Raw genomic sequence first — 25,471 nt, forward strand, 5'->3', positions numbered from 1 at the left:
CCGTAATGCATCATTCGTGACGCCTAGGACAGACCCATGACGTCCAGGGTCCACGCCGTCACGAACGCCTCCTCCTTCCAGGCGTCGTACCGGCCGCTCGGGCCGCCGTGCCCCGCGCCCATCTCGGTCTTCAGCAGATACGACCCGCCCGGTGCGACCTCCCGCAGCCGGGCGATCCACTTCGTCGGCTCGTGGTACAGCACCCGGGTGTCATTGAGGCTGCTCACGGCGAGGATCGCCGGGTAGCGCAGCGCCGCCACGTTCTCGTACGGGCTGTACGACTTCATGTACGCGTACACGTCCGCCGACTCCAGCGGATTACCCCACTCCTCCCACTCCGTGACCGTCAGCGGCAGCGACGGGTCCAGAATGGTGTTCAGCGGATCCACGAACGGCACCTGCGCCACGATTCCCGCGAACGCCTCCGGCGCCAGGTTGGCCACCGCGCCCACCAGCAGACCGCCCGCCGAGGCGCCGCGCGCCACCAGCCGGTCCGCCGCCGTCCACGAGTTGCGCACCAGCACCCGCGCGCACGCCACGAAGTCCGTGAACGTGTTCTTCTTGGCCAGCAACCGGCCGTCCTCGTACCACCGGCGGCCCAGCTCGCCGCCGCCGCGGATGTGCGCGATCGCGAACACCACGCCGCGGTCCAGCAGCGACAGCCGGGCGATGGAGAAGTACGGGTCGATGCTGGACTCGTACGAGCCGTAGCCGTACAGCAACAGCGGGGCGGTGCCGTTGCGGGGGGTGCCCTTGCGGGCCACGATCGAGATCGGCACCCGGGTGCCGTCGTCAGCCACCGCCCACTCGCGGAACTGCTCGTACTCCAGCGGGTCGTAGCCGCCCAGCACCGGGCGGCGCTTGCGCAGCGTCATCGCCTGGGTCACCAGATCCACGTCGTACACCGAATCCGGGGTGACCATCGAGGTGTACGAGATCCGTACGGTCTTCACGTCGTACTCCGGATTGGCGGCCAGGCCGACGCTGTACAGCGGCTCCGGGAACTTCATGTCGTAGCTGTCCGTGCTGCCGTCGGCGATGACGCGCAGACCGGTCAGCCCGTCGCGGCGCAGCGAGACCACGATGTGCCGGCTGAACGCGTCCACCCCCTCCAGCCGGGTGCCGGGCTCGTGACCGATCAGCTCCACCCAGTCGCCCGGGTTGTCCACCGACGTGTACGCCAGCGCGAAGTCCTCGGCGCCGTCGTTGTGCAGGATCAGGAAGCGGTGGCCGTGGTGCTCCACGGAGTACTCCACGCCCTGCCGGCGCTCCGCGATCACGGCGGGCTCGGCGGTCGGGGCCTGGGCGTCGACGACCCGTACCTCGCTGGTCATCTTGCTGTGCACGTCGATGATGATGAACTTCTCGCTGCGGCTCAGGTGCACGCTGACCCAGAAGCGCTCGTCCGGCTCCTCATACACGATCACGTCCTGGGCGGCGGGCTCGCCCACGGTGTGCCGCCACACCCGGTGCGGGCGCCACGCGTCGTCCACGGTCAGGTAGAACAGCGTTCCCGCGTCCGCCGACCACGCCGTGCCGTACGAGGTGTCCGGGACCTCGTCCGGCAGCACCTCGCCGGTCTCCAGGTCCTTGACCTTGAGGGTGAACCGCTCGTCACCCGCGAAGTCCACCGAGTACGCCAGGAACCGGCCGTCCGGGCTGACGTCGAAGGTGCCCAGCGCGAAGAAGTCCTTGCCCTCGGCGAGCGCGTTGCCGTCCAGCAGCACCTGCTCGCCGGTCAGCGGCGCGCCGTCGTCCGTGACCGGGGGATCGGTCTCGCCCGCCCGGACCGGCACCCGGCAGTGGATCGCGTACTGGCTGCCCTCGACCGTCCGGGTGTAGTACCAGAACCCGCCCTTGCGGCTCGGCACCGACAGGTCGGTCTCCTGGGTGCGCCGCTTGATCTCCTCGAAGATCGTGTTCTGCAGCGGGACGAGGTGCGCGGTGGCGTGGTCCGTCCAGGCGTTCTCCGCCTCGAGGTGGGCGATCGTCTCGGGGTTGTCCCGGTCGGCCAGCCAGGCGTACTCGTCCGTGACGGTGTCGCCGTGCTGGGTGCGCACACTCGGTATCCGGCGTACGGCGGGCGGGGTGCTGGGCAGTTCGGTGGTCACCGGCCCAGGCTACCGGTCGGTCGTGGCGGTGCGGTCGCTGTCCGTTGTGGGGCCCGGTGCCGGTGTCGCGGACCGGTGGTCCTGCCCCGCGCCGATTAGAACATGTGTACGATATGCCAGAGTGGACGATCTTCAACATATTGATACCCGTCTCCGCGCTCCGTCCGCATCCGATCTCCGAATCACCCCGGGAGTTCCGATGTTCTTCGCCGCCGCGCCGCCAGGCCGCGCATGACCTCCGCCCTGCCGCCCGTACTGCGGGCCCTAATCGACATCTGTGGCCCGGCCTTCGCCCGCCTGGCCGGCCCGGCCGACACGGTGGCGGGCCGCGTGGCGCGCTTCGTCGCGGGCCCCGCCACCGCCACCGCCGTCGCCGACACCCTGCGCCTGGCCGCCACCCGGGGCCTCGCCGTACGGGCTCGTGGCGCGGGCACCAAGCTCGACTGGGGCACGCCGCCGCCCGGCGTCGACGTGCTGCTCGACACCGGGCGCCTGGCCGGAGTGTGGCACCACGACCCTGCCGCGGGCACCGCCGAGGTGGGCGCGGGCACCCCGGTGCGCGCGGTGCAGGCCAGGCTCGCGTTGCGCGGCCAGCGCCTCGCGGTCGACCCGCCCTCGGCGGGCGCGACCATCGGCGGGATGCTCGCGGTCAACGAGTCCGGCCCGCTGCGCCACCGGTACGGCACGGCGGCCGACCAGGTTCGCCACCTCAGCTACGTCGACCGGGCCGGTGAGCTCGGCACCGCCGGCGCCCGCCCCGGCGGCACGGCGGTCGACGGGGTGATCGTCTCCGCCAACCTGCGCCTGGAGCCGTTGCCCGCCGCCCGGCGCTGGGTGTTCGTGGCGGTGTCCACGCCGCTGCAGGTGCACAACCTCGTGGAGGAGACCCTCGCCCAGCGGGTCGACCCCAGCGCCATCGAGGTCGACCTGCCGCGTTCGGTCCCGCGCACCACGGAGCAGCCGCCGGGCTCCCTCGCGGTCCTGCTGGAGGGTGCACCGACCAGCGTCGCGGACCGCGCTGCCCGGCTCGCTGTGGCGATCGGCGACCACGCGACGATCTCGGAGATCGCGCCGCGCTGGTGGGGCCGGTACCCGTTCGGCCACGACGACGTGGCGCTGCGGATCGCGGTGCCGATCGCCGACCTGCACGCCGCCGTCTACGCCCTGCGGGACGCCGCCGGGGCGGTGGTGCCGATCCGGGGCTCGGCGGGCCTCGGCACGGTGCACGCGGTGCTGCCCGGCGGCACCCCGCCCGAGCGGGTGGAGGCGATCCTCGACGCGGTACGCGGCGTCCTGCTGGCCCGTGGCGGCCGCGCGGTGGTGATCTCCGCGCCCCCGCCGACCGCCCGGGTGATCGACGTGGCCGACTACCACGACCTGTTCTGAACCTCTTCTGGTCGGTCGGGCGGCACCGCGCTGCGCGGCGCCGCCGGGCGTGCCAGGGTGAGACGGACGCGACGAGAGGATGGGGATCGACATGCTTGAGCCGCTGGACGATCTGCCGGCCGGTGTCATCGGCTTCCGGGCCGTCGGGGAGCTACACACCTCCGACTACCGCGACGTGCTCGGCCCCGCGATCGACCAGGTCGTCGCGGAAGGTGGGGACGTCCGGATCGTGCTGGTCTTCGAGAAGTTCGACGGCGTGTCGGGCGGTGCGGCCTGGCAGGACCTCAAACTCGGCCTGGACCACCTGACCCGGTGGAAGCGCATCGCGCTGGTGACCGACGTCGACTGGATGATCCACTTGGTGTCCCTGTTCGGCTGGATGACCCCGGGCGACATGCGGCACTTCCCGCTGGCGGAGCGAGCCCAGGCCGTCACCTGGGCCGCGGGCTGAGCGCGGAGTTCAGCCCAGCGTCACCACCCGGGTACGACGATTCAGTCGTCGTTGCGCAGCACCAGGATGGCGATGTCGTCGCGTGGCTCCTCCACCGAGAAGTTGATGGTGGTGGAGCGCAGCCGCGCCGCCATGACCTTCGCCGGGTACCCGGCCAGCGGCCGCGCCGCCTCGCGCAGCCGCGACGTGCCGAACAGCTCCCGCCCGCGACGGCGTTCGGTCACCCCGTCGGTGTAGAAGATGAGCGAGTCGCCGCTGCGCAGGCGCACCGCCGCGGCCGGGGTGGAGATCGTCTCCAGCAGCCCGAGCGCCGTGCCGCCCGCCCCGACGAACGCGGTCCGGCCGTCCGCGCGGACCAGCACCGCCCGGTCGTGCCCGGCCAGGTGCAGGCTCACCCGCAGCGTGCCGCCGTGCTCCCGGTCGACCGAGGCCAGCGCGAGGGTGCAGTACCGGCCGCCGCCGCGCTGCACGAGGGTGCGGTTGACCCGGGCCAGGATCTCGGCCATCGGTTTGCCGTCGTCGACCAGGATCCGGATGACGTCGCGGACCAGCCCGGTGACCGTGGCGGCCTGCACCCCCTTGCCGGAGACGTCACCCACCACCACGACCCAGCTGTCCGCCCCGGTGGGCACCACGTCGTAGAAGTCGCCGCCGACCTCGGAGCCGGCGGGCACGTACTCGGCGGCGAAGCCCACCCCGGCCACCTCCGGCAGCACCGGCGGCAGCAGCGAGGCCTGCAGGGTACGGGCGACCGTACGCCGCTCGTCGTGGATCCGCGCGTTGTCGATCGCCAGGGCCGCCCGGCGGGCCACGTCCTCCAGCACCGCCACCTCGTCGGCGTCGTGCCGGTGCCGGGGATGCCGCCCCACCGCGAGGGTGCCGAGCCGCTGCCCGCGCGCCACCAGTGGCACCACGAAACCCTCGGTCGGGGTGCCGAACATGACCTGGGTGCCGAGCTTCGACGCCTCCTCCAGCCGGGCCAGCACCCCGTCGGGGCCCTCCTCGGCGAGGGTGGCGTGCAGCGCGGGCAGCGCCGACTCGTCGGCGTGGGTGGCCGCCGCGAGCTGCAGCCGCCCCCACGCGTCCGTGGTGTGCACCGCGCACCACATCCCCAGCCGGGGCACCACGAGCTGCGGGATCAGCGCCATCGTGAGGTTGACGTCGAGGGACTGGGCCAGCAGCTCACTGGCCTCGGCGAGGAACGTCAGCCAGGTCTGGCGGCGCAGGTCGGCGCGGCGCAGCCGGTCGTTCTCCAGGTGCAGCGAGAAGCGTTCGGCGACGATGCGGGCCAGCGGCTGCGCGTACCCCACCGGGGAGGCGTCCAGCTCCAGCTCGCCCAGGTACGGGCGGGGCACGGCCAGCGGCAGCCGGATCGTGGCCGCGTCCTCGCGTGGCGCCCGGCCGTACCGGGCGATGATGTGGCGGCCGCGCCCGTCGCCGCGGTCGAGCCGCAGGACCGCACCGGAGGCGCCGGTGAGCTGGGCCAGCCGGGCCAGCAGGTCCGTACCGAAGTCGGCGAGTCCGTCGTCGGTGTGCCGCTCGGGGTCGGTCTGCAGCAGCGCGGTGAGCGCGCCGATCCCGGGAGCCGCGTCGTCGGGCACCGGTGCTGGTGCCGGCGTCGCCGCGTCGCGGCGCTCCAGCCGGAACCAGACCCCCTTGCCGCTGGGCTGGTGCACGGTGCCCCACCGGCTGGCGAAGTGGTCGACCAGCAGCAGGCCCCGGCCGCGTTCGGCGACCTCGCCGATGTCGGTGCGTTCGTTGCGCGGCCCGACGGCCAGTTGTTCGACCGGCCCGGGCGCGAAGTCCGTGACCGTCACGGTGAGCCCGTCGGGGTCGGCGGCCACCTCGATGTCGAGGTCGGTGTTGGCGTGCACCACCGCGTTGGTCGACAGCTCCGTGGTCAGCAGCAGCGCCTCGTTGAGCAGGGCGTCGAGGCCGGCGTCCGTCAGCACCGCACGGACCAGCGCGCGGGCCGCGGCGGGGGTGCGCCGATCGTTGGGGAGCCGGACGCGGCGGGTGAACGGACCCTCGACCGGGGTCGCGACGCGGTCGGCCTCCACTGACACGCATGCATCCTCTCCTGCGCACCGGCGTGTGCACAAAGGCGTCCCTCGCATAGCCCGGGCCGGGCGAGGGAAGATAGGGAGCCCACCCCGGAGGACACCGTCAGTGAGGACAGCATGACAGTGGCCAAGCAGCTCACCGCCGGCACGCCCGACGAGACCGCCCTGCTCGGCGAGTTGGCCGAGGCCCTACGCCGGGTCCGGCGCGGCGATCTGAAGGTGCGCCTGCCCCGCCGTTCCGGCACGGCGGGCGAGGTCGCGGACGCGTTCAACGAGGTCGTGTCGCTGCAGGAGCGGCAGAACATGGACGTACGCCGGATCGGCCGCATCGTCGGCCGCGACGGCCGGCTGACCGAACGCCTCGACGAGGAGGGGCTCGACGGCGCCTGGGCGGACACGGTGCGTTCGGTGAACTCGCTGATCGACGACCTGGCCCGCCCCACCACCGAGATCTCCCGCGTCATCGTCGCCGTGGCCGACGGCGACCTCTCGCAGCACATGGCACTCGAGATGGACGGCCGACCCCTGCGGGGTGAGTTCCTGCGCATCGGCCGCACGGTGAACACGATGGTGGACCAGCTGTCGTCGTTCGCCGACGAGGTGACCCGGGTGGCCCGCGAGGTGGGCACCGAGGGTGAGCTGGGCGGCCAGGCGGACGTGCGCGGCGTGGCGGGCACGTGGAAGGACCTGACCGACTCCGTCAACACGATGGCGTCGAACCTGACCCACCAGGTCCGGTCGATCTCGCAGGTGGCGACCGCGATGGCCCGTGGCGACCTGTCGCAGCGGATCACGGTGTCGGCCCGCGGCGAGGTGGCCGAGCTCTCCGACACGATGAACGCGCTGACCGACACCCTGCGCCTGTTCGCCGAGCAGGTCACCCGGGTGGCCCGCGAGGTGGGCACGGAGGGCAAGCTCGGCGGCCAGGCCGAGGTGCCGAACGTGGCGGGTACGTGGAAGGACCTCACCGACTCGGTGAACTCGATGGCGTCGAACCTGACCGCCCAGGTCCGCAACATCGCCCAGGTCTCCACGGCGGTGGCCAAGGGCGATCTGTCGCAGAAGATCACCGTGGCGGCCCAGGGCGAGATCCTGGAGCTCAAGGACACGGTCAACACGATGGTGGATCAGCTGTCGTCGTTCGCCGACGAGGTGACCCGGGTGGCCCGCGAGGTGGGCACGGAGGGCCGTCTCGGTGGCCAGGCCCAGGTGCGCGGCGTCTCCGGCACGTGGCGCGACCTCACCGAGAACGTCAACCAGCTCGCCGCGAACCTCACCGACCAGGTCCGCAACATCTCCCAGGTCTCCACGGCCGTGGCCCGTGGCGACCTGTCCCAGAAGATCACTGTGGACGCCCGTGGCGAGATCGCGGAGCTGAAGAACACGGTCAACACGATGGTCGATCAGCTGTCGAGCTTCGCCGACGAGGTGACCCGGGTGGCCCGCGAGGTGGGCACGGAGGGCAAGCTGGGCGGCCAGGCCCAGGTGCGCGGCGTCGCGGGTACGTGGCGCGACCTGACCGACAACGTCAACTCGATGGCGTCCAACCTCACCGACCAGGTCCGCAACATCGCCCAGGTCTCCACGGCGGTGGCCAAGGGCGACCTGTCCCAGAAGATCACGGTTGATGCCCGTGGCGAGATCCTCGCCCTGAAGTCGACCGTGAACACCATGGTGGACCAGCTGTCGTCGTTCGCCGACGAGGTGACCCGGGTGGCCCGCGAGGTGGGCACGGAAGGCAAGCTGGGCGGCCAGGCCCAGGTGCGCGGCGTCGCGGGTACGTGGCGCGACCTCACCGACAACGTCAACTCGATGGCCTCGAACCTGACCGCCCAGGTCCGCAACATCGCGTCGGTGACCACGGCGGTGGCGAAGGGTGACCTGTCGCAGAAGATCACCGTCGATGCCCAGGGCGAGATCCTGGAGCTCAAGTCGACCGTCAACACGATGGTGGACCAGCTGTCGTCGTTCGCCGACGAGGTGACCCGGGTGGCCCGCGAGGTCGGCTCCGAGGGCAAGCTGGGCGGCCAGGCCCAGGTGTCCGGCGTCGCCGGTACGTGGCGCGACCTGACCGACAACGTCAACTACATGGCGTCGAACCTGACCGCCCAGGTCCGCAACATCGCGTCGGTGACCACGGCCGTGGCCAAGGGTGACCTGTCGCAGAAGATCACGGTCGACGCGCGCGGCGAGATCCTCGAGCTCAAGTCCACGGTCAACACGATGGTCGACCAGCTCTCCTCGTTCGCGGGCGAGGTCACCCGGGTGGCCCGCGAGGTCGGCATCGAGGGCAAGCTGGGCGGCCAGGCCCAGGTCAAGGGCGTTTCGGGTACGTGGCGGGACTTGACGGACAACGTCAACCAGCTCGCCTCGACGCTGACCACCCAGCTGCGCGCCATCGCCGAGGTGTCCACGTCCGTGACCCGCGGCGACCTGACCCAGAGCATCGCGGTCGAGGCGCAGGGCGAGGTGGCGGAGCTCAAGGACAACATCAACCAGATGATCGTCACGCTGCGCGAGACCACCAAGGCGAACGCGGAGCAGGGCTGGCTCGACTCCAACCTGGCCCGCATCGGCGGCCTGCTGCAGGGCCAGCGCGACCCCGGCGAGGTCTGCCGCATGATCATGACCGAGGTGACCCCGCTGGTGGACGCGCAACTCGGCGCGTTCTTCCTCGTCGACGAGGAGGAGGCGGTGATGCGGCTGCGGCTGGCCGCCGCGTACGGATATGTGGCCCGCGATCACGAGGTGACGTTCGGTCCCGGCGAGGGGCTGGTCGGCCAGGCCGCGGTGTCGCGGCGCGCGGTGCGCGTGCGGGCCACCTTCGACGGCGCCCTCACCATGCGTTCCGGGCTGCTGGCCATGCCGCCCAACGACCTCGTGGTGCTGCCGGTGCTGTTCGAGGGGGAGATGCTCGGGGTCATCGAGTTCGCGTCGGTGGCCGCGTTCTCCGGGCTGCACCTGACGTTCCTGGAGCGGCTGGTCGCCACGATCGGCATCGCGCTCAACACCATCCAGGCGAACCGCCGCACCGAGGAACTGCTGGCCCAGTCCCAGCGGCTGGCCCGGGAGCTGCAGGAACAATCGGCGGAGCTGCAGCGTACGAACGCTGAGCTGGAGGACAAGGCGCAACTGCTCAGCGAGCAGAAGGGCAACATCGAGACGAAGAACCGGGAGATCGAACTGGCCCGGCGGGGTCTGGAGGAGAAGGCGCAGCAGCTGTCGCGGGCCTCGGCGTACAAGTCGGAGTTCCTGGCGAACATGAGCCACGAGCTGCGTACGCCGCTGAACTCGCTGCTGCTGCTGGCCCGGCTGCTGGCGGACAACCCGGAACAGAACCTGTCCGAGAAGCAGATCGAGTTCGCCCGGACCATCTACAGCGCCGGCTCGGACCTGCTGTCGCTGATCGACGACATCCTCGACCTGTCGAAGATCGAGGCGGGCCGGATGAACGTCGAGCCGGACGTGGTCGACTTCGAGTACATCAGCGGCTATGTGGACCAGGCGTTCCGGCCGCAGGCGGACGAGAAGGGCCTGGACTTCTTCGTCGACGTCTCGCCGGAGCTGCCGCCGTCGCTGATCACCGATCCGCAGCGGCTGCAGCAGATCCTGCGCAACCTGCTGTCCAACGCGGTGAAGTTCACCGACTCCGGTGCGGTGACGCTGACCATCGCCCCCGCCCCGGACGACACGGACTTCGACATGGCCTCGCTGATGGCGGCCCGGCAGGTGGTGGCGTTCTCGGTCGCCGACACCGGCATCGGCATCTCCGACGAGAAGCTGGCGCTCATCTTCGAGCCGTTCCAGCAGGCCGACGGCACCACCACCCGCAAGTACGGCGGCACCGGCCTGGGCCTGTCCATCAGCCGGGAGTTCGCGGCCCTGCTCGGCGGCACGATCGTGGTCTCCTCGGTGCCCGGGGAGGGCTCCACGTTCACGCTCTACATCCCCGACGCGATCGTCTCGGCCAGCATCCCGGCACCGGCGTCGCTGCCGGCCCTGACCGCCGCGCCGACGGTCGCCCGGCCGGTGCCCCCGCCGCTGGACATCCCGTTGCTGGAGATGCCCGTACTGGCGGAGACCGATCCGCATCCGGTGTCACCGGCCAGCCGCCAGCTCGACGGCGCCACGGTGCTCATCGTCGACGACGACGTGCGCAACGTGTTCGCCCTGACCAGCGCGTTGGAGCTGCACGGCCTGCACGTGTTGTACTCCGACAACGGGGTGGACGGCGTACGGCAGCTGGCCGAGCACCCGGAGGTCGACATCGTCCTGATGGACGCGATGATGCCGGACCAGGACGGGTACGAGACCACCCGCGGCATCCGGCGCAACCAGCGCTTCGCGGACCTGCCGGTAATCTTCCTGACGGCGAAGGCGATGCCGGGCGACCGGGAGTCGGCCCTCGCCGCGGGCGCCACCGACTACATCACCAAGCCGGTGGACCTGGACGAGCTCATCGAACTGATGGCGCGGTGGGTGACCGCCGCCGAGACGGAGAGTGAGCGTGGCTGAGCGCGCCAAGGCACTGCTGGTCGACGACCGTCGCGACAACCTGATGGCGTTGGAGGCCATCTTGCAGGGCCTGCCCGTGCAGGCCGTGGCGGTGGAGAGCGGGGAGGCGGCCCTCAAGCAACTGCTCGTGGACGACTTCGCGGTCATCCTGCTGGACGCCCAGATGCCCAACATGGACGGCTTCGAGACGGCCAGCCACATCAAGCGGCGGGAGCGGACCCGGCACGTACCGATCCTGTTCCTCACGGCCGCCGACCGCGACGCGCAGCTGGCCCTGCGCGGGTACGCGGTCGGCGCGGTGGACTACCTGACCAAGCCGTTCGACCCGTGGGTGCTGCGCGCCAAGGTCTCTATCTTCGTCGAGCTGTGGACCAAGAATCAGCTGCTGAAGGCGCAGGCCGAGGCGACCCGGGAGCGGGACGCGCAGTGGACCCGGCTGACCGAGCTGGTCGACGAGGCGGCGCGCGTGCTGCGCTCGGGTGGGCCGGATGCCGCCGCCGACGCCCTGGACCTCCTGGAAAAGGCCCGCTGGGGCCAGTAGCGGCCGCCGGGTCCACAGTGACCAGGGGAAATCCCTCCACGATCGTCAGTTATGACGGTCTATGTACAGTCGCGCTGGGCCGGGCTGATCCCGGAGAGTGAAAAGGAAAGGCACAGCGTTGACTACGAACATGAACGTCCGGCGTTGGCGGGTGGCCGCGTCGGGCGGGGCGGCATTGGCGGCACTGGTGCTGGGAGCGAACCCCGCCATGGCGGCGGCGGAAACGCCCTTCGCGCCGGTGAGCGTTTCGGACACGGGAGTGCTGGCCTGGGACCGCAGCTGGAACGTGGTGAGCAGCGGCGACGGCCGTGCGGTTCTCTTCGAGTCGTACGCGTCCAACCTGGTGCCCGACGACACCAACGGCCGCCCGGACGTTTTCGTCCGGAACCTGACCACCGGCAAGACGGTGCGGGCGAACCTGGCCGACAGCGGTGCCGAGGCGAACGGCCACGACTATTCGCAGCTGGCCACGATCAGCGGCGACGGGCGTTACGTCGCGTTCGAGTCGAGGTCCACCAACCTGGTTCCCGGCGACACGAACGGGGAGCCCGACGTGTTCGTCCGCGACCTGGTCGAGGGCACCACCCAGCGGGTCAGCGTCGGCGCTGACGGCGCCCAGGCGGACAGCATGAGCGGTAATCCCTCGATCAGCGCCAACGGTCGCTACGTCGCCTTCCAGTCGTTGGCGGGCAACCTGGTGCCCGGCGACACCAAGGAGTACGACATCTTCGTGCGCGACCTGGTCGCCGGCACCACTCAGAAGATCAGCGTCGCCGCCGACGGCGGCCGGGCGAACTGGTGGAGCCAGGTCCCGACGATCAGCGCCGACGGGCGGCACGTCGCGTTCTACTCGAACGCCGACAACCTGGTGCCCGGCGACACCAATCGTCAGGTCGACCTGTTCGTCCGCGACCTCGACAGCGGCACCACCGTGCGGGCCAGCGTCGGCCCGGACGGCAAGCAGGTGGCGGGCGCGTTCATTGATCCGATGGGCATCTACCTCGACGTGGCGCTGAGCGCGCACGGCCGGCACGTCGCCTTCTCCTCCGACTCGGCGGAGCTCGTACCGGGCGACACGGACGGGGCCGCCGACGTTTTCGTGCGCGACCTCGCCGCGGGCACGACCGTGAACGCCACGGCGGCGTACCCCGAACGCAGCGTCGGGCCGTCGCTGAGCGCGAACGGCCAGATCCTGACGTTCCTGACCCGCCCGGCCGGCAACACGAAGGAGGGCTTCCGGACGGCGGTGCGCCTCAAGCTGGCCAGCGGCGAGGCCACCCTGGTCTGTGACGAGGATGACGGCACCGGCCCGGCCGAGTGCCCCGGTGCGTCGATGAGTGCGGACGGCCGGAGCGTCGCGGTCGTCACCTACCGGGCGTTCGGGATGTCGCAGAACAACTGGTTCACCCCTTGGGTGTTCGTCCGCTCGGGCCTGCAGTAGCAGCCGGGACCGGGGCGGCTGGCCGGTAGTCGGGGGTGGTTATCGCGTGTCTCGACCACGCGGTGGCCGCCCCCGCGCTCCGGGCGGGGTAGGCATGGGGATCCCGGTCAGTTCTGGCCCGGACTTGCCACCGGCAGGCCGGCCGTCTTGGCGCTTTCGAGCAGTCGCGGGCGTACGTGACGAAGGCGATGAGCGCCGTCCCGGATTCGCTGGCGAGAACCTGGGCCGTGGCGAGGTGGATGGCGTCGCGGCTGCGCAGTGTCGGCTCGGCGAACGCGGCGGCCTTCTACGTCGCCAGAATGCGCACTCCGATCAGCGGTTCGCGTACGGTGCGGTGCGGTCCTGCAGGGCGTTGCGCAGGTACGACTTCGGGCGGGCGCCGACGATCGACCCGGTGACCACGCCGTGCCGGAAGAACAGCAGCGTCGGCATGGACAGCACCCGGTACGTGCGGACCGCCTCCGGGCTCGCGTCGGCGTCGATGGTGGCGATGACGATCCGATCGCCGAACTCGGTGGCCAGCTCGGCCAGGGTGCGCGCCATCGGGCGGCACGGCGGGCACCACGTCGCCCAGAAGTCCACCACGACCGGCCGGGTCTCGGCCAGCACCAGCTCGGCGAACGTCGCGTCGGTGACCGTGGTCAGCGAAGCCTCGGACACTGTTCCTCCCGTTGCGCGATGGCCTCGGCGAGCTGCTGGCGCAGCCGCCCGCGTACCTGCGTGAGCCGGCCGAGGTAGGCGTCCACCTCGGCGATCTTGCGCCGGAGCACCGCCACGGAGTCCGGGCAGACGTGCCCCGAGGCGTTCCCGGCGCGCAGGCAGGCGACGAACGGGCGGATCTCGTCGAGCGCGAAACCGGCGTCGAGCAGGGTGCGGATCTCGCGCACCACGCGCAGCTCCGACTCCTCGTACCGTCGGTAGCCGTGGGGGTCCCGGTCCGCGCGGACCAGGCCCTGCTCCTCGTAGTACCGCAGCGTGCGGGCGCTCGTACCGGCCCGCTCGGCCAACTCACCGATCAGCATCGCGAAAGCCCCTTCGTCACCGGCGACGCTAGGCCCTCACACCGGCGTCAAGGCAAGGGCTGCTGGGCGCTGCTGATCATGAGGGCGCTGCGCAGGCCGGTGATGTCGAGGACGCGCAGCAGGAAGTCGCCGACGTTGGCCAGGGACAGTACGGCGCGGGCGTGCTGGGCCTTGCGGCTGAGCACGACCAGGGTGCCCAGACCCTGCGAGTCGCAGAACGTCACCCCGGCCAGGTCGAGGACGATCCGGGCGGGCGGGTCGGCCAGCTCGTCGTTCACCATGGTCGACAGGCGGGTCACGGTGAGCACGTCGATCTCCCCGGCGAGGTGGAAGACGACCTCGTCGGGGGCGCGCTGGACCGCGATGGAAAGCTCCGGCCGCTCCACGCGGGCCAGCCTATCGTCTGGGCTGTACGGCGGCCCGTCGGCGCGACGGCGCTCTGGTGATGTGCACAACCTCGCCCCGGGGCTGGGCGGACGGATGTCGGAGGGCGCTGACAGAATGGTTCCGCTGTGACCACCTCATACCGAGCCGACGCGCGTCCGTACCCGGATGACGCCCCGGCCTCCCAGGCCCTGTTCGACCGCGCCCGCGCCATCGTGCCGGGCGGGGTGAATTCGCCCGTGCGCGCGTTCCGGGCGGTCGGCGGCATGCCCCGCTTCATGGAGCGCGGGCAGGGTCCCTGGCTGTTCGACGCGGACGGCCGCCGGTATGTGGACCTGGTCTGCTCCTGGGGCCCGCTGATCCACGGCCACGCGCACCCCGAGATCGTGGGGGCGGTGCAGGCCGCGGCGGCCCACGGCACCAGCTTCGGCACGCCGACGGCCGGCGAGGTGGCGCTGGCCGAGGAGATCGTCCGGCGTACCCCGGTGGAGCAGGTCCGCCTGGTCAACTCGGGCACCGAGGCCACCATGACCGCGATCCGGCTGGCCCGGGGGTACACCGGGAAGTCCAAGATCATCAAGTTCGCGGGCTGCTACCACGGCCACGTGGACGCGCTGCTGGCCGCCGCCGGTTCCGGGGTGGCGACGCTCGGGCTGCCCGATTCGCCCGGGGTCACCGGCGCGGCGGCGGGCGAGACGATCGTGCTGCCGTACAACGACGAGGCCGCGGTCGAGGCGGCCTTCGCGGCGGGCGGCGCCGAGATCGCGGCGGTGATCACCGAGGCGGCGCCCGGGAACATGGGCGTCGTCGCTCCGCGCAAGGGCTTCAACCAGCGCCTCGCCGAGCTGGCCCACGCCCACGGCGCGCTGCTCGTCGTCGACGAGGTGATGACCGGCTTCCGGGTCTCCCGGGGCGGCTGGGCCGCCCTCGACCCGGTCGACGCCGACCTTTTCACGTACGGGAAGGTGATGGGCGGCGGCCTGCCGGCGGCCGCGTTCGGTGGCCGGGCCGAGATCATGTCCCGGCTCGCCCCGGCCGGTCCCGTCTACCAGGCCGGCACCCTGTCGGGTAACCCGCTGGCCTGCGCGGCCGGGCTGGCCTCCCTGCGGCTGGCGGACGATGCCACCTACCGGCGCCTCGACGCGCTGGCCGACACCGTGGGCCGCCTCGCCGCTGAGGCGCTGACCGCCGCGGGCGTGCCCCACCGCCTGTCGTACGCGGGCAACATGTTCTCGGTCTTCTTCACTCCCGCCGAGGTCACCGACTACGAGACGGCGAAGACCCAGGACGCCGTCGCGTTCCGGGCGTTCTTCCACGCGCTGCTGGCCCGCGGGGTCTACCTGCCGCCGAGCGCGTTCGAGTCGTGGTTCGTCTCCACCGCGCTGGACGACGAGGCGCTGGAGCAGATCGCCACGGCGCTGCCGCCCGCGGCCCAGGCGGCCGCGGCAGCGGGAGGCGGGGCATGAGCGAGCGAAGCGGGGGCCACGAGTCCATGCCGGGCGAGCACAGCTTGACCGAGACCCGGACGACCGTGCACGTCGTGCGGCACGGCGAGGTGTACAACCCCGCCAAGATCCTGTACGGCCGCCTGCCCGACTTCCACCTCTCGGAACTCGGCCGCCAGATGGCCAAGGCCGACGCCGAGGCGCTGGCCGACCGCGACGTCACGCACGTCGTGGCGAGCCCGCTGGAGCGCGCCCAGGAGACCGCCGAGCCGATCGCGGCCCAGTACGGCCTGGAGATCGCCAAGGACACCCGGCTCATCGAGAGCAGCAACTTCTTCGAGGGCAAGCAGGTCTCCGTGGGCGACGGCGCGCTGCGCGACCCGCGCAACTGGTGGGTCCTGCGCAACCCGGTCACCCCGTCCTGGGGTGAGGCGTACATCGTCATCGCCCAGCGCATGTTCGCGGCGTTGCAGGCCGCCCGGGTCGCGGCCGAGGGCCACGAGGCCGTCTGCGTCTCGCACCAGCTGCCGATCTGGACCCTGCGCCGGTACGTGGAGGACAAGCGCCTCTGGCACGACCCGCGCCGCCGCCAGTGCGGGCTGGCCAGCATCACGTCGTTCCGGTTCGAGGGCGCCAAGGTGGTCGGCATCGACTACCGCGAGCCCGCCGCCCACCTGGTCGCGATGTCCCCGGGCGCCCGGAACGCCAAGGGCGCCTGACGTGCGCCAGTTCGCGGGCCTCCTGGCCGTCGCCGCCCTCGCCGCGGTGGCGCTGACCGGCTGTGGCGAGCAGAGCTGGGAAAAGAAGTGCACGACCAGCCCGCAGGGCGTCATCGAGTGCACCGCCGAGCAGCGGCCCGCCGCCCGCGAGGTGACCGGCGAGCTGCTCGACGGCGGCAAATACGACGTCTCCCAGGACCGGGGCAAGGTCGTGGTGGTCAACTTCTGGGGATCGTGGTGCAGCCCGTGCCGGGCCGAGGCCGACGACCTGGAGCAGACGTACACGGCGACGAAGGACAAGGGCGTCAGCTTCATCGGGGTGAACTCGCGGGACGGCCGCGACGCGGCGCTGGCCTTCGAGCGCGGCCGGGTGAGCTACCCCAGCGTCTACGATCCCGACGGCAAGGTCGCGCTGAACTTCGACGTCACCCAGGTCAGCACCCCGTCGACCCTGATCCTGGACCGCCAGGGCCGGATCGCGGTGGCGCTGCGGCGGGCCACCACGGTCGCCGAGCTGCGCCCGCTGGTCGAGCGCGTCGCGGCGGAGGGGACGGGCTGATGGGCGACGCCTTCGCCGACGCGGCCGCCAGCGGTCCGATGTTGCTGGCGATCGGCGCGGCCGCGCTCGCGGGCCTGGTCAGCTTCCTGTCGCCGTGCGTGCTCCCGCTGATGCCGGGCTACCTGTCCTACGTGACCGGCCTGGCCGGCGCCGACCTGGACGCGGCCCTCGGCGTCGCCGCGAAGCCGCCCACCGACGCGGCCGGAGTCTCCCAGCCAGGCGGGGCCGGAGTCTCCCAGCCAGGCGCGGCCAGAGTCTCCCCGTCGGGCGGGGCCGGAGTTTCCCAGGCAGGCGCGGTCGCGGTCGAGCGAGGCGGCGTCGCCGTCGCGGCGCCGGACCGGCCCGCGCGGCTGACCGGCCGGGGTCGCGTACTGATCGGCACGGTGTTGTTCGTGCTCGGCTTCGCGGCGGTCTTCACCCTGCTGGCGACGCTGGTCGCCAACATCGGCCTGACCATGCTGGCGCACAAGCGCACCTTGGACATCGTGCTCGGGGTACTGGTCATCGTGCTGGGCCTGGCGTTCCTCGGGCTGGTCCCGGGCCTGCAGCGGGAGGTGCGCATCCACCGGCTGCCCGCGGCCGGGCTGATCGGGGCCCCGGTGCTCGGCGCGCTCTTCGGGCTGTCCTGGATGCCGTGCACCGGTCCCACCCTGGGCGCGGTGCTCGGGCTGGCGACCAGGAGCGGGCAGACGGACCGCGCGGTGGTGCTCGCCCTGGCGTACAGCCTCGGGCTGGGGCTGCCGTTCGTGCTGTTCGGGCTGTTCTTCCGGCGGCTGCTTGGGGTGTTCGCCGCGGTGCGCCGCCACAGCCAGTGGGTGACCCGGATCGGCGGTGCCCTGCTCATCGTGGTCGGCCTGGTGCTGGTCACCGGCGGGTGGAACGACTTCCTCATCTGGCTGCAGACCACGTTCAACTTCGACGCGGGGACGCTGCTGTGACCGCCGTCGAACAACGGCCCGCGCCTTCGGCCGCGCCACCGCCACGCCGGCCCAACCCGGTGTGGGTTCTGCTGCGCAACTCGTGGCGGCAGCTCACCAGCATGCGTACGGCGCTGATGCTGCTCTTCCTGCTGGCCGTGGCCGCGGTACCCGGCTCGGTGCTGCCCCAGCGCCCGGTGGACCGGGGGCAGGTCGCGGCGTTCTTCGCCGCGCATCCCCAGCTCGCCCCGGTTCTGGACCGCCTCGGCGGCTTCGACGTGTACGCAGCGCCCTGGTTCGCCGCCATCTACCTGCTGCTGTTCACCTCCCTGGTCGGCTGCGTGGTGCCCCGCCTCGTGGAGCACCTGCGCGCGCTGCGTACCGTGCCGCCGGACGCGCCCCGCCGCCTGGACCGGCTGCCGCAGCACGCCACGCCCGCCGAGGAGGCGGCCGACCCGGCCGCGACGGCCGCCGCGATCGCGGCGACGCTGCGCCGCCGCCGGTTCCGTACGGTGGTCCGCGAGCATCCCGACGGCGTGGTGACGGTCTCCGCCGAGAAGGGCTACCTCAAGGAGACCGGCAACCTGCTGTTCCACCTCGCCCTGCTGGCCGTGCTGGTCGGCGTGGGCTTCGGATCCTGGTACGGCTGGTACGGCAACCGCCTGCTCGTGGAGGGCGCCGACACGGGGTTCTGCAACTCCGTGACCCAGTTCGACGACTCGGCGCTGGGGCCCCGGGTCGACGCGGCCGACCTGCCGGACTTCTGCCTCCAGCTCACCGCCTTCGCCGCCGACTACCAGCCGAACGGCCAGCCGAAGTCGTTCCGGGCCACGGTCGCCGTGGAGCAGGACGGCCACACCTCGGCCCGCTCGTTCGCGGTCAACGACCCGCTGCGGCTGCGCCACGCCAACGTGTACCTGCTCGGCCACGGCTACGCCCCGGTGCTGCGCTACACCGACCGGTACGGCCAGCAGCAGACGAACGTGTTCCCGTTCCTGCCCCGTGACGGCATGCTGACCAGCGAGGGCGTCGCCACGTTCCCGGACGCCAACGTCGACCCGCGCACGAACAAGCGCGCCGAGAACCTGCAGGTCGGCTTCGAGGGCGTGTACCTGCCCACGGTCGACGCGAACGGCGGCGCCGCCTCCGCGTTCCCGGCGGAGCGCGACCCGGCGCTGTTCCTCACCGCGTACCGGGGAAATCTCGGGGTGGACGCGGGCATCCCCGGCTCGGTGTACGCGCTGGACCGCGCGCAGATCGACACGGGCAAGCTGAAGCGGGTCGGCGGGGAGCGCCCGCAGCGGCTCAAGCCCGGCGAGAGCTGGACCCTGGACGACGGCACGAAGCTGGAGTTTCTCGGCACCCGGCAGTTCATCACGCTGTCGGTGCGCTACGACCCCACCCAGTCGCTGGTGCTGGTGGGAGCGGTGCTGGGCCTGCTCGGGCTGATGTTGTCGCTGGCCGGGCACCGGCGCCGGGTCTGGTTCCGGGTTTCGCCCCTGCCCGGTGGCGCGGGCCCGGCCGACGGTAGCGTGGTGGAGGCCGGTGGCCTGCCGCGTACGGACTATCCCGGCTTCGGTGCCGAGTTCGAGCAGCTCACCCAGGCGGCCGGGCGGCCGGTCCAGAGCGGAGGGACGGCGTGATGGCCGAGTTGTCGAATCAGCTCATGGTGGTCGCGGTGCTGGCGTACCTGGCGGCGATGGTGTGCCACGCCGCCGAGTACTCGTTCGGCAACCGCAGCCACATCGGCCGAGCCGCCAGCCGACCCGCCCGGCAGCTGGTCGGGGCGGGTGCGCCCGTGGCGGAAGCGGGAGCCGGGGCCGAGGGGGCCGAGCCCGGTGCGCGCCGGGACCGTGGGGTGCTGTTCGGCCGGATCGCGGTGGCGATCACGGCGCTGGCGCTCGCCGCCCACCTGGGCACCCTGGTCACGCGCGGGGTCGCGGCAGACCGGATGCCGTGGGGCAACATGTACGAGTTCATCCTGTCGGTCACGTTCGTCGGGGCGGTCGTGTGGCTGGGCGTGCTCAGCCGCAAGCCCGCCATCCGCCATCTCGGCCTCTTCGTCACGCTGGCCCTCGTGGTGCTGCTGGGCGCGGCCGGGCTGATCGCGTACACGCCGGTGGGGCCGCTTGTGCCCGCGCTGAACTCGTACTGGTTCATCATTCACGTGGCGACGATCATCCTGGCCTCGGGCATCTTCCTGTTCGGCGCGGTGCCGGCGGCGATGTTCCTCATCAAGACGGGTCACGACGGGGGCAAGCGCTCATTCCCGTACTCGTTGGGCCGGCGGGTGCCCGCCGCGGCCACCTTGGAGCGGCTGACGTTCCGGCTGCACGCGTTCGCGTTCCCGCTGTTCACCTTCGGCGCGTTGATCGCGGGTCCGCTGTGGGCCGAGGCGTCCTGGGGCCGGTACTGGGGCTGGGACCCCAAGGAGGTGTGGGCGTTCATCTCCTGGGTCGTGTACGCCTGCTACCTGCATGCCCGCGCGACGCCGAGCGTGAAGCGCACCACGGCCACCTGGATCGCGCTGCTGGGCTTCGCGACCATGCTGATGAACCTGTTCGGGGTGAACCTGTTCTTCGCGGGCCTGCACTCGTACGCCGACGCCGGCTGACCCGCCTCAGGTGCGGAACTGGCTGACCTCGCCGCGCAGCCGGTCGGCCACCCGGGTGAGTTCCTCCGCGGTCTGGTGCGCCTGCTCGGACCCGGCCGAGGTGGTTTGCGCGGCGAGCGCCACCCCGGAGATGTTCTCCGCGATCTGCGCCGATCCGGACGCCGCCTCGCCCACCCCGCGGCTCATCTCCTGAGTGGTGGCCGTCTGCTCCTCCACCGCCCCGGCGATGGTGACCGAGTAGTCGTTGATCCGGTTGATGATGTCGTCGACCCGGGCGATCGCCGTGCCCGCGGCGGCGGTGTCCTGCTGGATGGTCTGCACCAGCAGCGAGATGTCGTCGGTGGCCTTCGCCGTCGCCTGCGCGAGGTCCTTGACCTCGCCGGCCACCACGGCGAACCCCTTGCCGGACTCGCCGGCGCGAGCGGCTTCGATCGTGGCGTTGAGTGCCAGGAGGTTCGTCTGCTCCGCGATCTCGGTGATCAGCTTGATGACCGTGCCGATCTCGGCGCTGCTCGCACCGAGTTTGGCGATCACCCGGGACGCCTCGCGGGCACCGTCGACCCCCGACGCGGCGACCCGGGCCGCCTCGGTCGCACTGCCCGAGATCTCGGCGATCGCGGCGGTCATCTCCTCGGTGCCCGTGGCCACGGTCTGCACGTTGCGGGACACCTCCTCGGAGGCGGAGGCGACCTGATCGGACTGCGCGGAGGTCTCGGTGGCCGCGCCGCCCAGATGCGCCGACACCTGGGCGAGCTGACCGGCCGCGTCGGCGACGGTGGTGGTGTCGGCGCTGATCACCGCGAACGAGGCGCTCAGCGCGTCCAGCGTGGTGTCGACCGCGCGGCCGAGCTCGGCCAGTTCATCGCGGCCCGTCAGCCCGACCCGGACCGTGAGGTCCTTGTCCGCGACCTGGCGCATCGCGGCGACCATGCGGCCCAGCGGCCGGACGATCGTGCGGGTGACCAGGAACGCCAGCGCCCCGGCCAGCAGCACGCAGACCACGCCCGTGCCGACCACCAGAAGGCGGGTGTCGCGGCTGGTCGCGGTGAAGTCCGCGCGGGCCTGGTCGGCCGCCTTGGCGGACTGGTCCACCAGGGTGTCGGCACCCTGCACGATCTTGGCCATCCATTCCAGTGACTCGCCCGAGGCCAGGTCGTTGGACGCGGCGATCGACGCGGGCGTGCCGGCCCGGTATCCGGCGATGATCTTCTGGTCGACCTGGACGAACGCCTCGAACGATTTCTGCAGGTTCGCTACCGTCTCGCGTTCCTGGGCGGTGAGCTGGTCGGAGCGCAGGGCGGCCAGGTCGGTGCGGAACGCCGCGGTCGACGCCAGGAACTCCTTGCGCTGGCCCACCGTGTCGTCGGCCGCGTTCGGCACTCCACGCACGACGTCGAACGCGTACCCGGTCTGCCAGCCCGCGAAGTCGGCGGTGCGGAACTTCGCGGTCTGCGCGTGCGAGCGGATCCCGGCGGCCTCGGTGACCCGGTTGGTCGCCTCCTCCATCCGCGCCTGTCCCCACAGTCCCAGCCCGACGGTCACCGCCAGCAGCAGCCCCACCAAGCCGAAGGCCGCCCCCAGCCGGACGCCCACCCGCAAGTTCCTGACCAAGCCCATGGCAAATCCCCCGATACCAGCACCTTGTGCTGTGAATCGGCTCACGCAGCCCGCACCTGAGGCACGTTCCATCAGGTGGATCAGGGGCCGGGGGCGGCGAAACCGGCAGGCAGGGTGCCCCGGGCGAGTCCTGTCGTACGGGTAGGCGAGACTGGTGACCATGGTTGCGCGTGGCTTCCCGTACCCGGATCTGCAGAGTTTCCTCGCGGCCCTGGAGGGCGCGGGTGAGCTGCGGCGAGTCGGGGTGCCGGTCGATCCGACGCTGGAGATCAGCGAGGTGGTGACCCGGACGGTGCGCGCCGGCGGTCCGGCGCTGCTGTTCGAGCGGCCCACCCGCGGCGAAATGCCGGTCGCGATCAACCTGTTCGCCACGGAGCGCCGCACCGCGATGGCGCTGGGAGTGGACACCCTGGACGAGGTCGGCGACCGGATCGGCGCGCTGGTCAAGCCCGAACTGCCGGTCGGCTGGTCCGGCATCCGGGAGGGCCTGGGCAAGGTGCTGCAGCTCAAGTCCGTCCCACCGAAGAAGGTGAAGTCCGCCCCCTGCCAGGAGGTGGTGCTCAAGGGCGACGAGGTGGATCTGAACCGGCTGCCCGGGCTGCAGGTGTGGCCCGGCGACGGCGGCATCTTCCACAACTTCGGGCTGACCCACACCAAGCATCCCGAGACCGGCAAGCGCAACCTCGGGCTTTACCGGCTCCAGCAGCACTCCCACAACACGCTGGGCATGCACTGGCAGATCCACAAGGATTCGACCGCGCACCACGCGGTCGCCGAGCGGCTCGGGCAGCGCCTGCCGGTCGCGGTGGCGATCGGCTGCGACCCGGTGGTGAGCTACGCGGCCAGCGCCCCGCTGCCGAGCGACATCGACGAGTACCTGTTCGCCGGGTTCCTGCGCGGCGAGCGGGTCGAGATGGTCGACTGCCTGACGGTCCCGTTGCAGGTGCCCGCGCACGCGCAGATCGTGCTGGAGGGCTACCTGGAGCCGGGGGAGCGGCTGCCGGAGGGGCCGTTCGGCGACCACACCGGCTTCTACACGCCGGTGGAACCGTTCCCGGTGCTGCACATCGAGGCGATGACGATGCGGCGCGACCCGATCTACCACTCCATCATCACGTCCAAGCCGCCGCAGGAGGACCACGGCCTGGGCAAGGCCACCGAGCGGATCTTCCTGCCGTTGCTGCGGATGATGATCCCCGACATCGTGGACTACGACATGCCCGCCGCCGGGGTCTTCCACAACTGCGTGATCGTCTCGATCCGCAAGCGCTACCCGAAGCACGCGCAGAAGGTGATGAACGCGATCTGGGGCGCGCACCTGATGTCGCTGACCAAGCTGATCGTGGTGGTGGACGACGACTGCGACGTGCACGACTACCACGAGGTGGCGTTCCGCGCGTTCGGCAACGTCGACTACGACCGTGACCTGGTGCTCACCCAGGGCCCGGTCGACCATCTCGACCACGCCTCCTACCAGCAGTTCTGGGGCGGCAAGGCGGGCATCGACGCCACCCGTAAGCTGCCGACCGAGGGATACACCCGAGGCTGGCCGGACGAGATGACCATGTCTCCCGAGGTGGTCGCGCTGGTCGACAAGCGCTGGAAGGAGTACGGCGTATGACGGCGGTCGCCCCCACCCCGGAGAAGCCGGGCCGGATCAGGTCCTTCCTGCGGTTGGTGGCCATCGAGCACTCCGTGTTCGCACTGCCGTTCGCATACCTGTCCGCCCTCGTGGCGATGGCGGCCCCGGCGGGTCTGATCGCCGTCATGCCACCCGGTTCGGTGCGCAGCTCCGGGATCTACTGGCGCGACCTCGTACTGATCACGGTGGCGATGGTGTCGGGGCGCACCTTCGCCATGGCGGCCAACCGGATCCTCGACCGCAAGATCGACGCCCTGAACCCGCGTACGCAGAACCGTGAGCTCGTCACCGGCGCGGTGAGCCTGCGCACCGCCTGGACCGGGGCCGGGATCTCCCTGGCCCTGCTGTTCGCCTCGGCGGCCCTGCTCAACCCGCTCTGCCTGCTGCTGTCGCCGCTGGCGGTCCTCCCGCTGATCGTCTACCCGTACGCGAAGCGGTTCACGAACTTCCCGCACTACGTGCTTGCGCTGGCGCAGGCCGTGGCGCCGGTCGGGGCCTGGCTGGCGATCACGGGCACCTTCGCCGGGTCGGGTCCGGCCTGGGTGCTGGGTGCCGCGGTCGGCCTGTGGATCGGCGGCTTCGACCTCATCTACGCCTGCCAGGACGCGGAGATCGACCGGCAGATCGGGGTGCACTCGACCCCGGCCCGGTACGGCGTGCGCGCCGCGCTGCTCCTGTCCACGCTCACCCACGTCGTGACGTTCGCGCTGTTCCTCTGGTTCGGCCAGCTGGTCGGGCTGGGCCGGCTCTGGTGGATCGGGCTGGCCCTGACCGCCGTGGCGTTCGTCTACCAGCACGTCGTGGTCACCCCGACCGACCTGTCCAAGGTCAACCGGGCGTTCTTCACCGCGAACGGGTTCGTCGGCATCGCCCTGTTCCTGTTCGCCCTGCTCGACCTAGTCCTCTCCGACCGGCTGACCACCCTGGTCGCAGCCGCCCCGAAATAGCGCCGCCCCGAAACAGCGGCGCCCCGAAACAGTGGCGCCCCGAAACAGCGGCGCCCCGAAGTGGCGCCGACCGGCCGATCGCGCTGAGCGCTGTGACCCCGGCCGCCTGCGGGCCCGATCGGAACCGGCGGCGGGCATGCTTGGACCGTGCGGATTCCATGGATCGTCGGCGTCTCCGGGGCCTCGGGCACCCCGTATGCCCGGGCGGTGCTCGGCGGGCTGCTGGACGCCGGTGCGGCGGTCGACCTGGTCATCTCCCGGGCGGCCCGGCTGACGCTGCTGGACGAGACCGGCGCGACGGTCCGCGACGCGCACTGGAAGGACGACGTCGCCACGTGGCTCGGCCGCGACCTGGCCGGGGCCGACATCGTCTACTGGCCGGCGGTCGACCTCGCCGCCGGGCCGAGCAGCGGCTCGTATCCGGCGCGCGGGATGATCGTCGTCCCGGCCAGCACGGCGGCGTGCGCCGGCATCTCGATCGGGCTCTCCAAGGACCTGCTGCAGCGCGCGGCGGAAGTGAACCTCAAGGAGCGCCGCACGACCGTCGTGGTGCCCCGGGAGACCCCGGTGACCCGCAGCCACCTGGAGCACCTGATCGCCCTGCACGACGCGGGCGCGGTGGTGCTGCCGGCCAGCCCCGGGTTCTACGGGGCGGGGGCGCGGGCCAGCGCGGCCCAGCTGATCGACTTCGTGGCCGGCAAGGTGCTGGACGCGGCCGGGGTGCCGCACACCCTGTTCCGGCGCTGGAGCGGCGAGCTGGGCGGCCGCTGAGCGCGGAGCGGGTGACGGCCGGCCTGGCCGCAGTGGGGCGCCCAGGGGCGCTAGCGCAGGCCGTTGGGTGGGCCGTAGGCGCCGGGGTTGGTGGGTCCGGCGTTGCGGGGCTTGTTGGCGGCGTCGTCCTCGCGCATTTCCTCGATCACGCCGTCGCCTTCCAGCAGCGCGCGCACCTCGGACTCGCGGAACCGGCGGTGTCCACCAGGAGTACGGATGCTGCCGATACGTCCGGCCGCGGCCCAACGCGTCACCGTCTTGGGGTCGACGCGGAACAGAGCGGCCACCTCGCCCGGTGTCAGCAGACGATCTCCAGTGTCCACAAC

At 71.7% G+C, this 25,471-nt stretch carries 21 protein-coding genes; 14 read left to right on the forward strand and 7 right to left on the reverse strand.

Annotated elements, in window-relative coordinates; translation table 11 throughout:
• Positions 1-23: 23 nt before the first annotated feature.
• The gene (locus EV385_RS16200) at positions 24-2,111 is read right to left on the reverse strand and encodes a S9 family peptidase (protein ID WP_130510214.1); all 2,088 of its coding nucleotides are present in this window, start codon (positions 2,109-2,111) and stop codon (positions 24-26) included.
• A 231-nt stretch (positions 2,112-2,342) separates the two neighbouring features.
• On the opposite strand from EV385_RS16200, the gene EV385_RS16205 reads away from it, so the two are divergent.
• Positions 2,343-3,497 carry an FAD-binding oxidoreductase gene (locus EV385_RS16205; protein ID WP_130510215.1) on the forward strand — a complete coding sequence of 385 codons (1,155 nt, stop codon included), beginning with the start codon at positions 2,343-2,345 and terminating at the stop codon, positions 3,495-3,497.
• Between the two features lie 91 nt (positions 3,498-3,588).
• Positions 3,589-3,948: a SpoIIAA family protein gene (locus EV385_RS16210; protein WP_165449505.1), complete on the forward strand. Its 360-nt coding sequence runs from the start codon at positions 3,589-3,591 to the stop codon at positions 3,946-3,948.
• A gap of 41 nt (positions 3,949-3,989) precedes the next feature.
• Here the strand turns inward: EV385_RS16210 and EV385_RS16215 are convergent, their stop codons facing one another.
• Positions 3,990-6,014 (reverse strand): SpoIIE family protein phosphatase, encoded by a 2,025-nt coding sequence (locus EV385_RS16215; protein WP_242624913.1) that lies wholly within the window; start codon positions 6,012-6,014, stop codon positions 3,990-3,992.
• Between the two features lie 114 nt (positions 6,015-6,128).
• Here EV385_RS16215 and EV385_RS16220 point away from each other — a divergent pair, with 114 nt between their 5' ends.
• From EV385_RS16220 to EV385_RS16230, 3 genes are all read left to right on the forward strand, one after another.
• The gene (locus tag EV385_RS16220; RefSeq protein ID WP_130510218.1) at positions 6,129-10,526 is read left to right on the forward strand and encodes a HAMP domain-containing protein; all 4,398 of its coding nucleotides are present in this window, start codon (positions 6,129-6,131) and stop codon (positions 10,524-10,526) included.
• Entirely contained in the window at positions 10,519-11,067 is a 549-nt protein-coding gene (locus EV385_RS16225; protein ID WP_130510219.1) for a response regulator, read from the forward strand. The genes EV385_RS16220 and EV385_RS16225 overlap by 8 nt, the downstream gene beginning before the upstream one ends.
• Positions 11,068-11,197: 130 nt before the next feature.
• A complete protein-coding gene (locus EV385_RS16230) occupies positions 11,198-12,508 on the forward strand; it encodes a TolB family protein (protein ID WP_130510220.1) in 1,311 nt (436 codons plus the stop codon).
• Positions 12,509-12,820: 312 nt separating this feature from the next.
• Here EV385_RS16230 and EV385_RS16240 read toward each other — a convergent pair whose 3' ends face one another.
• Genes EV385_RS16240 through EV385_RS16250 form a run of 3 tightly spaced genes read right to left on the reverse strand, consistent with a single transcriptional unit; the run spans position 12,821 to position 13,916 of the window.
• The gene (locus EV385_RS16240; RefSeq protein WP_130510221.1) at positions 12,821-13,168 is read right to left on the reverse strand and encodes a thioredoxin family protein; all 348 of its coding nucleotides are present in this window, start codon (positions 13,166-13,168) and stop codon (positions 12,821-12,823) included.
• Positions 13,150-13,530: a MerR family transcriptional regulator gene (locus EV385_RS16245; protein WP_130510222.1), complete on the reverse strand. Its 381-nt coding sequence runs from the start codon at positions 13,528-13,530 to the stop codon at positions 13,150-13,152. Before EV385_RS16245 ends, EV385_RS16240 begins: the two co-directional genes overlap by 19 nt.
• Positions 13,531-13,577: 47 nt before the next feature.
• Complete coding sequence (locus tag EV385_RS16250; protein WP_130510223.1) at positions 13,578-13,916, reverse strand: STAS domain-containing protein; 339 nt, start codon at positions 13,914-13,916, stop codon at positions 13,578-13,580.
• 126 nt (positions 13,917-14,042) lie between these two features.
• On the opposite strand from EV385_RS16250, the gene hemL reads away from it, so the two are divergent.
• Genes hemL through ccsB form a run of 6 tightly spaced genes read left to right on the forward strand, consistent with a single transcriptional unit; the run spans position 14,043 to position 20,168 of the window.
• Positions 14,043-15,380, forward strand: coding sequence for a glutamate-1-semialdehyde 2,1-aminomutase (gene hemL / locus EV385_RS16255; RefSeq protein WP_130510224.1), 1,338 nt, complete (start codon positions 14,043-14,045; stop codon positions 15,378-15,380).
• A gap of 26 nt (positions 15,381-15,406) precedes the next feature.
• Positions 15,407-16,078 carry a histidine phosphatase family protein gene (locus EV385_RS16260; RefSeq protein WP_130513352.1) on the forward strand — a complete coding sequence of 224 codons (672 nt, stop codon included), beginning with the start codon at positions 15,407-15,409 and terminating at the stop codon, positions 16,076-16,078.
• Position 16,079: 1 nt separating this feature from the next.
• A complete protein-coding gene (locus EV385_RS16265) occupies positions 16,080-16,637 on the forward strand; it encodes a TlpA family protein disulfide reductase (RefSeq protein ID WP_130510225.1) in 558 nt (185 codons plus the stop codon).
• A complete protein-coding gene (locus EV385_RS16270; protein WP_130510226.1) occupies positions 16,637-17,575 on the forward strand; it encodes a cytochrome c biogenesis CcdA family protein in 939 nt (312 codons plus the stop codon). Before EV385_RS16265 ends, EV385_RS16270 begins: the two co-directional genes overlap by 1 nt.
• Positions 17,572-19,197 carry a cytochrome c biogenesis protein ResB gene (resB, locus tag EV385_RS16275; RefSeq protein WP_130510227.1) on the forward strand — a complete coding sequence of 542 codons (1,626 nt, stop codon included), beginning with the start codon at positions 17,572-17,574 and terminating at the stop codon, positions 19,195-19,197. The genes EV385_RS16270 and resB overlap by 4 nt, the downstream gene beginning before the upstream one ends.
• Positions 19,197-20,168, forward strand: coding sequence for a c-type cytochrome biogenesis protein CcsB (ccsB, locus tag EV385_RS16280; RefSeq protein WP_130510228.1), 972 nt, complete (start codon positions 19,197-19,199; stop codon positions 20,166-20,168). Before resB ends, ccsB begins: the two co-directional genes overlap by 1 nt.
• A gap of 6 nt (positions 20,169-20,174) precedes the next feature.
• On the opposite strand, the gene EV385_RS16285 is transcribed toward ccsB, so the two are convergent.
• Positions 20,175-21,785, reverse strand: a complete 1,611-nt coding sequence (locus EV385_RS16285) for a methyl-accepting chemotaxis protein (RefSeq protein ID WP_130510229.1) — start codon at positions 21,783-21,785, stop codon at positions 20,175-20,177.
• Positions 21,786-21,945: 160 nt separating this feature from the next.
• Between EV385_RS16285 and EV385_RS16290 the strand changes: the two genes are divergently transcribed.
• The 3 genes from EV385_RS16290 (at position 21,946) to EV385_RS16300 (ending at position 25,145) form a co-directional block, all read left to right on the forward strand.
• The gene (locus tag EV385_RS16290; protein WP_130510230.1) at positions 21,946-23,406 is read left to right on the forward strand and encodes a menaquinone biosynthesis decarboxylase; all 1,461 of its coding nucleotides are present in this window, start codon (positions 21,946-21,948) and stop codon (positions 23,404-23,406) included.
• Complete coding sequence (gene mqnP / locus EV385_RS16295; RefSeq protein ID WP_130510231.1) at positions 23,403-24,374, forward strand: menaquinone biosynthesis prenyltransferase MqnP; 972 nt, start codon at positions 23,403-23,405, stop codon at positions 24,372-24,374. The genes EV385_RS16290 and mqnP overlap by 4 nt, the downstream gene beginning before the upstream one ends.
• 147 nt (positions 24,375-24,521) lie before the next feature.
• Positions 24,522-25,145 (forward strand): UbiX family flavin prenyltransferase, encoded by a 624-nt coding sequence (locus EV385_RS16300; RefSeq protein WP_130510232.1) that lies wholly within the window; start codon positions 24,522-24,524, stop codon positions 25,143-25,145.
• A gap of 50 nt (positions 25,146-25,195) precedes the next feature.
• Here EV385_RS16300 and EV385_RS16305 read toward each other — a convergent pair whose 3' ends face one another.
• Positions 25,196-25,468: a BldC family transcriptional regulator gene (locus tag EV385_RS16305; protein ID WP_130510233.1), complete on the reverse strand. Its 273-nt coding sequence runs from the start codon at positions 25,466-25,468 to the stop codon at positions 25,196-25,198.
• Positions 25,469-25,471 lie beyond the last annotated feature (3 nt).

It is taken from the genome of Krasilnikovia cinnamomea (assembly GCF_004217545.1).
In the GTDB taxonomy this organism is placed as follows: domain Bacteria; phylum Actinomycetota; class Actinomycetes; order Mycobacteriales; family Micromonosporaceae; genus Actinoplanes; species Actinoplanes cinnamomeus.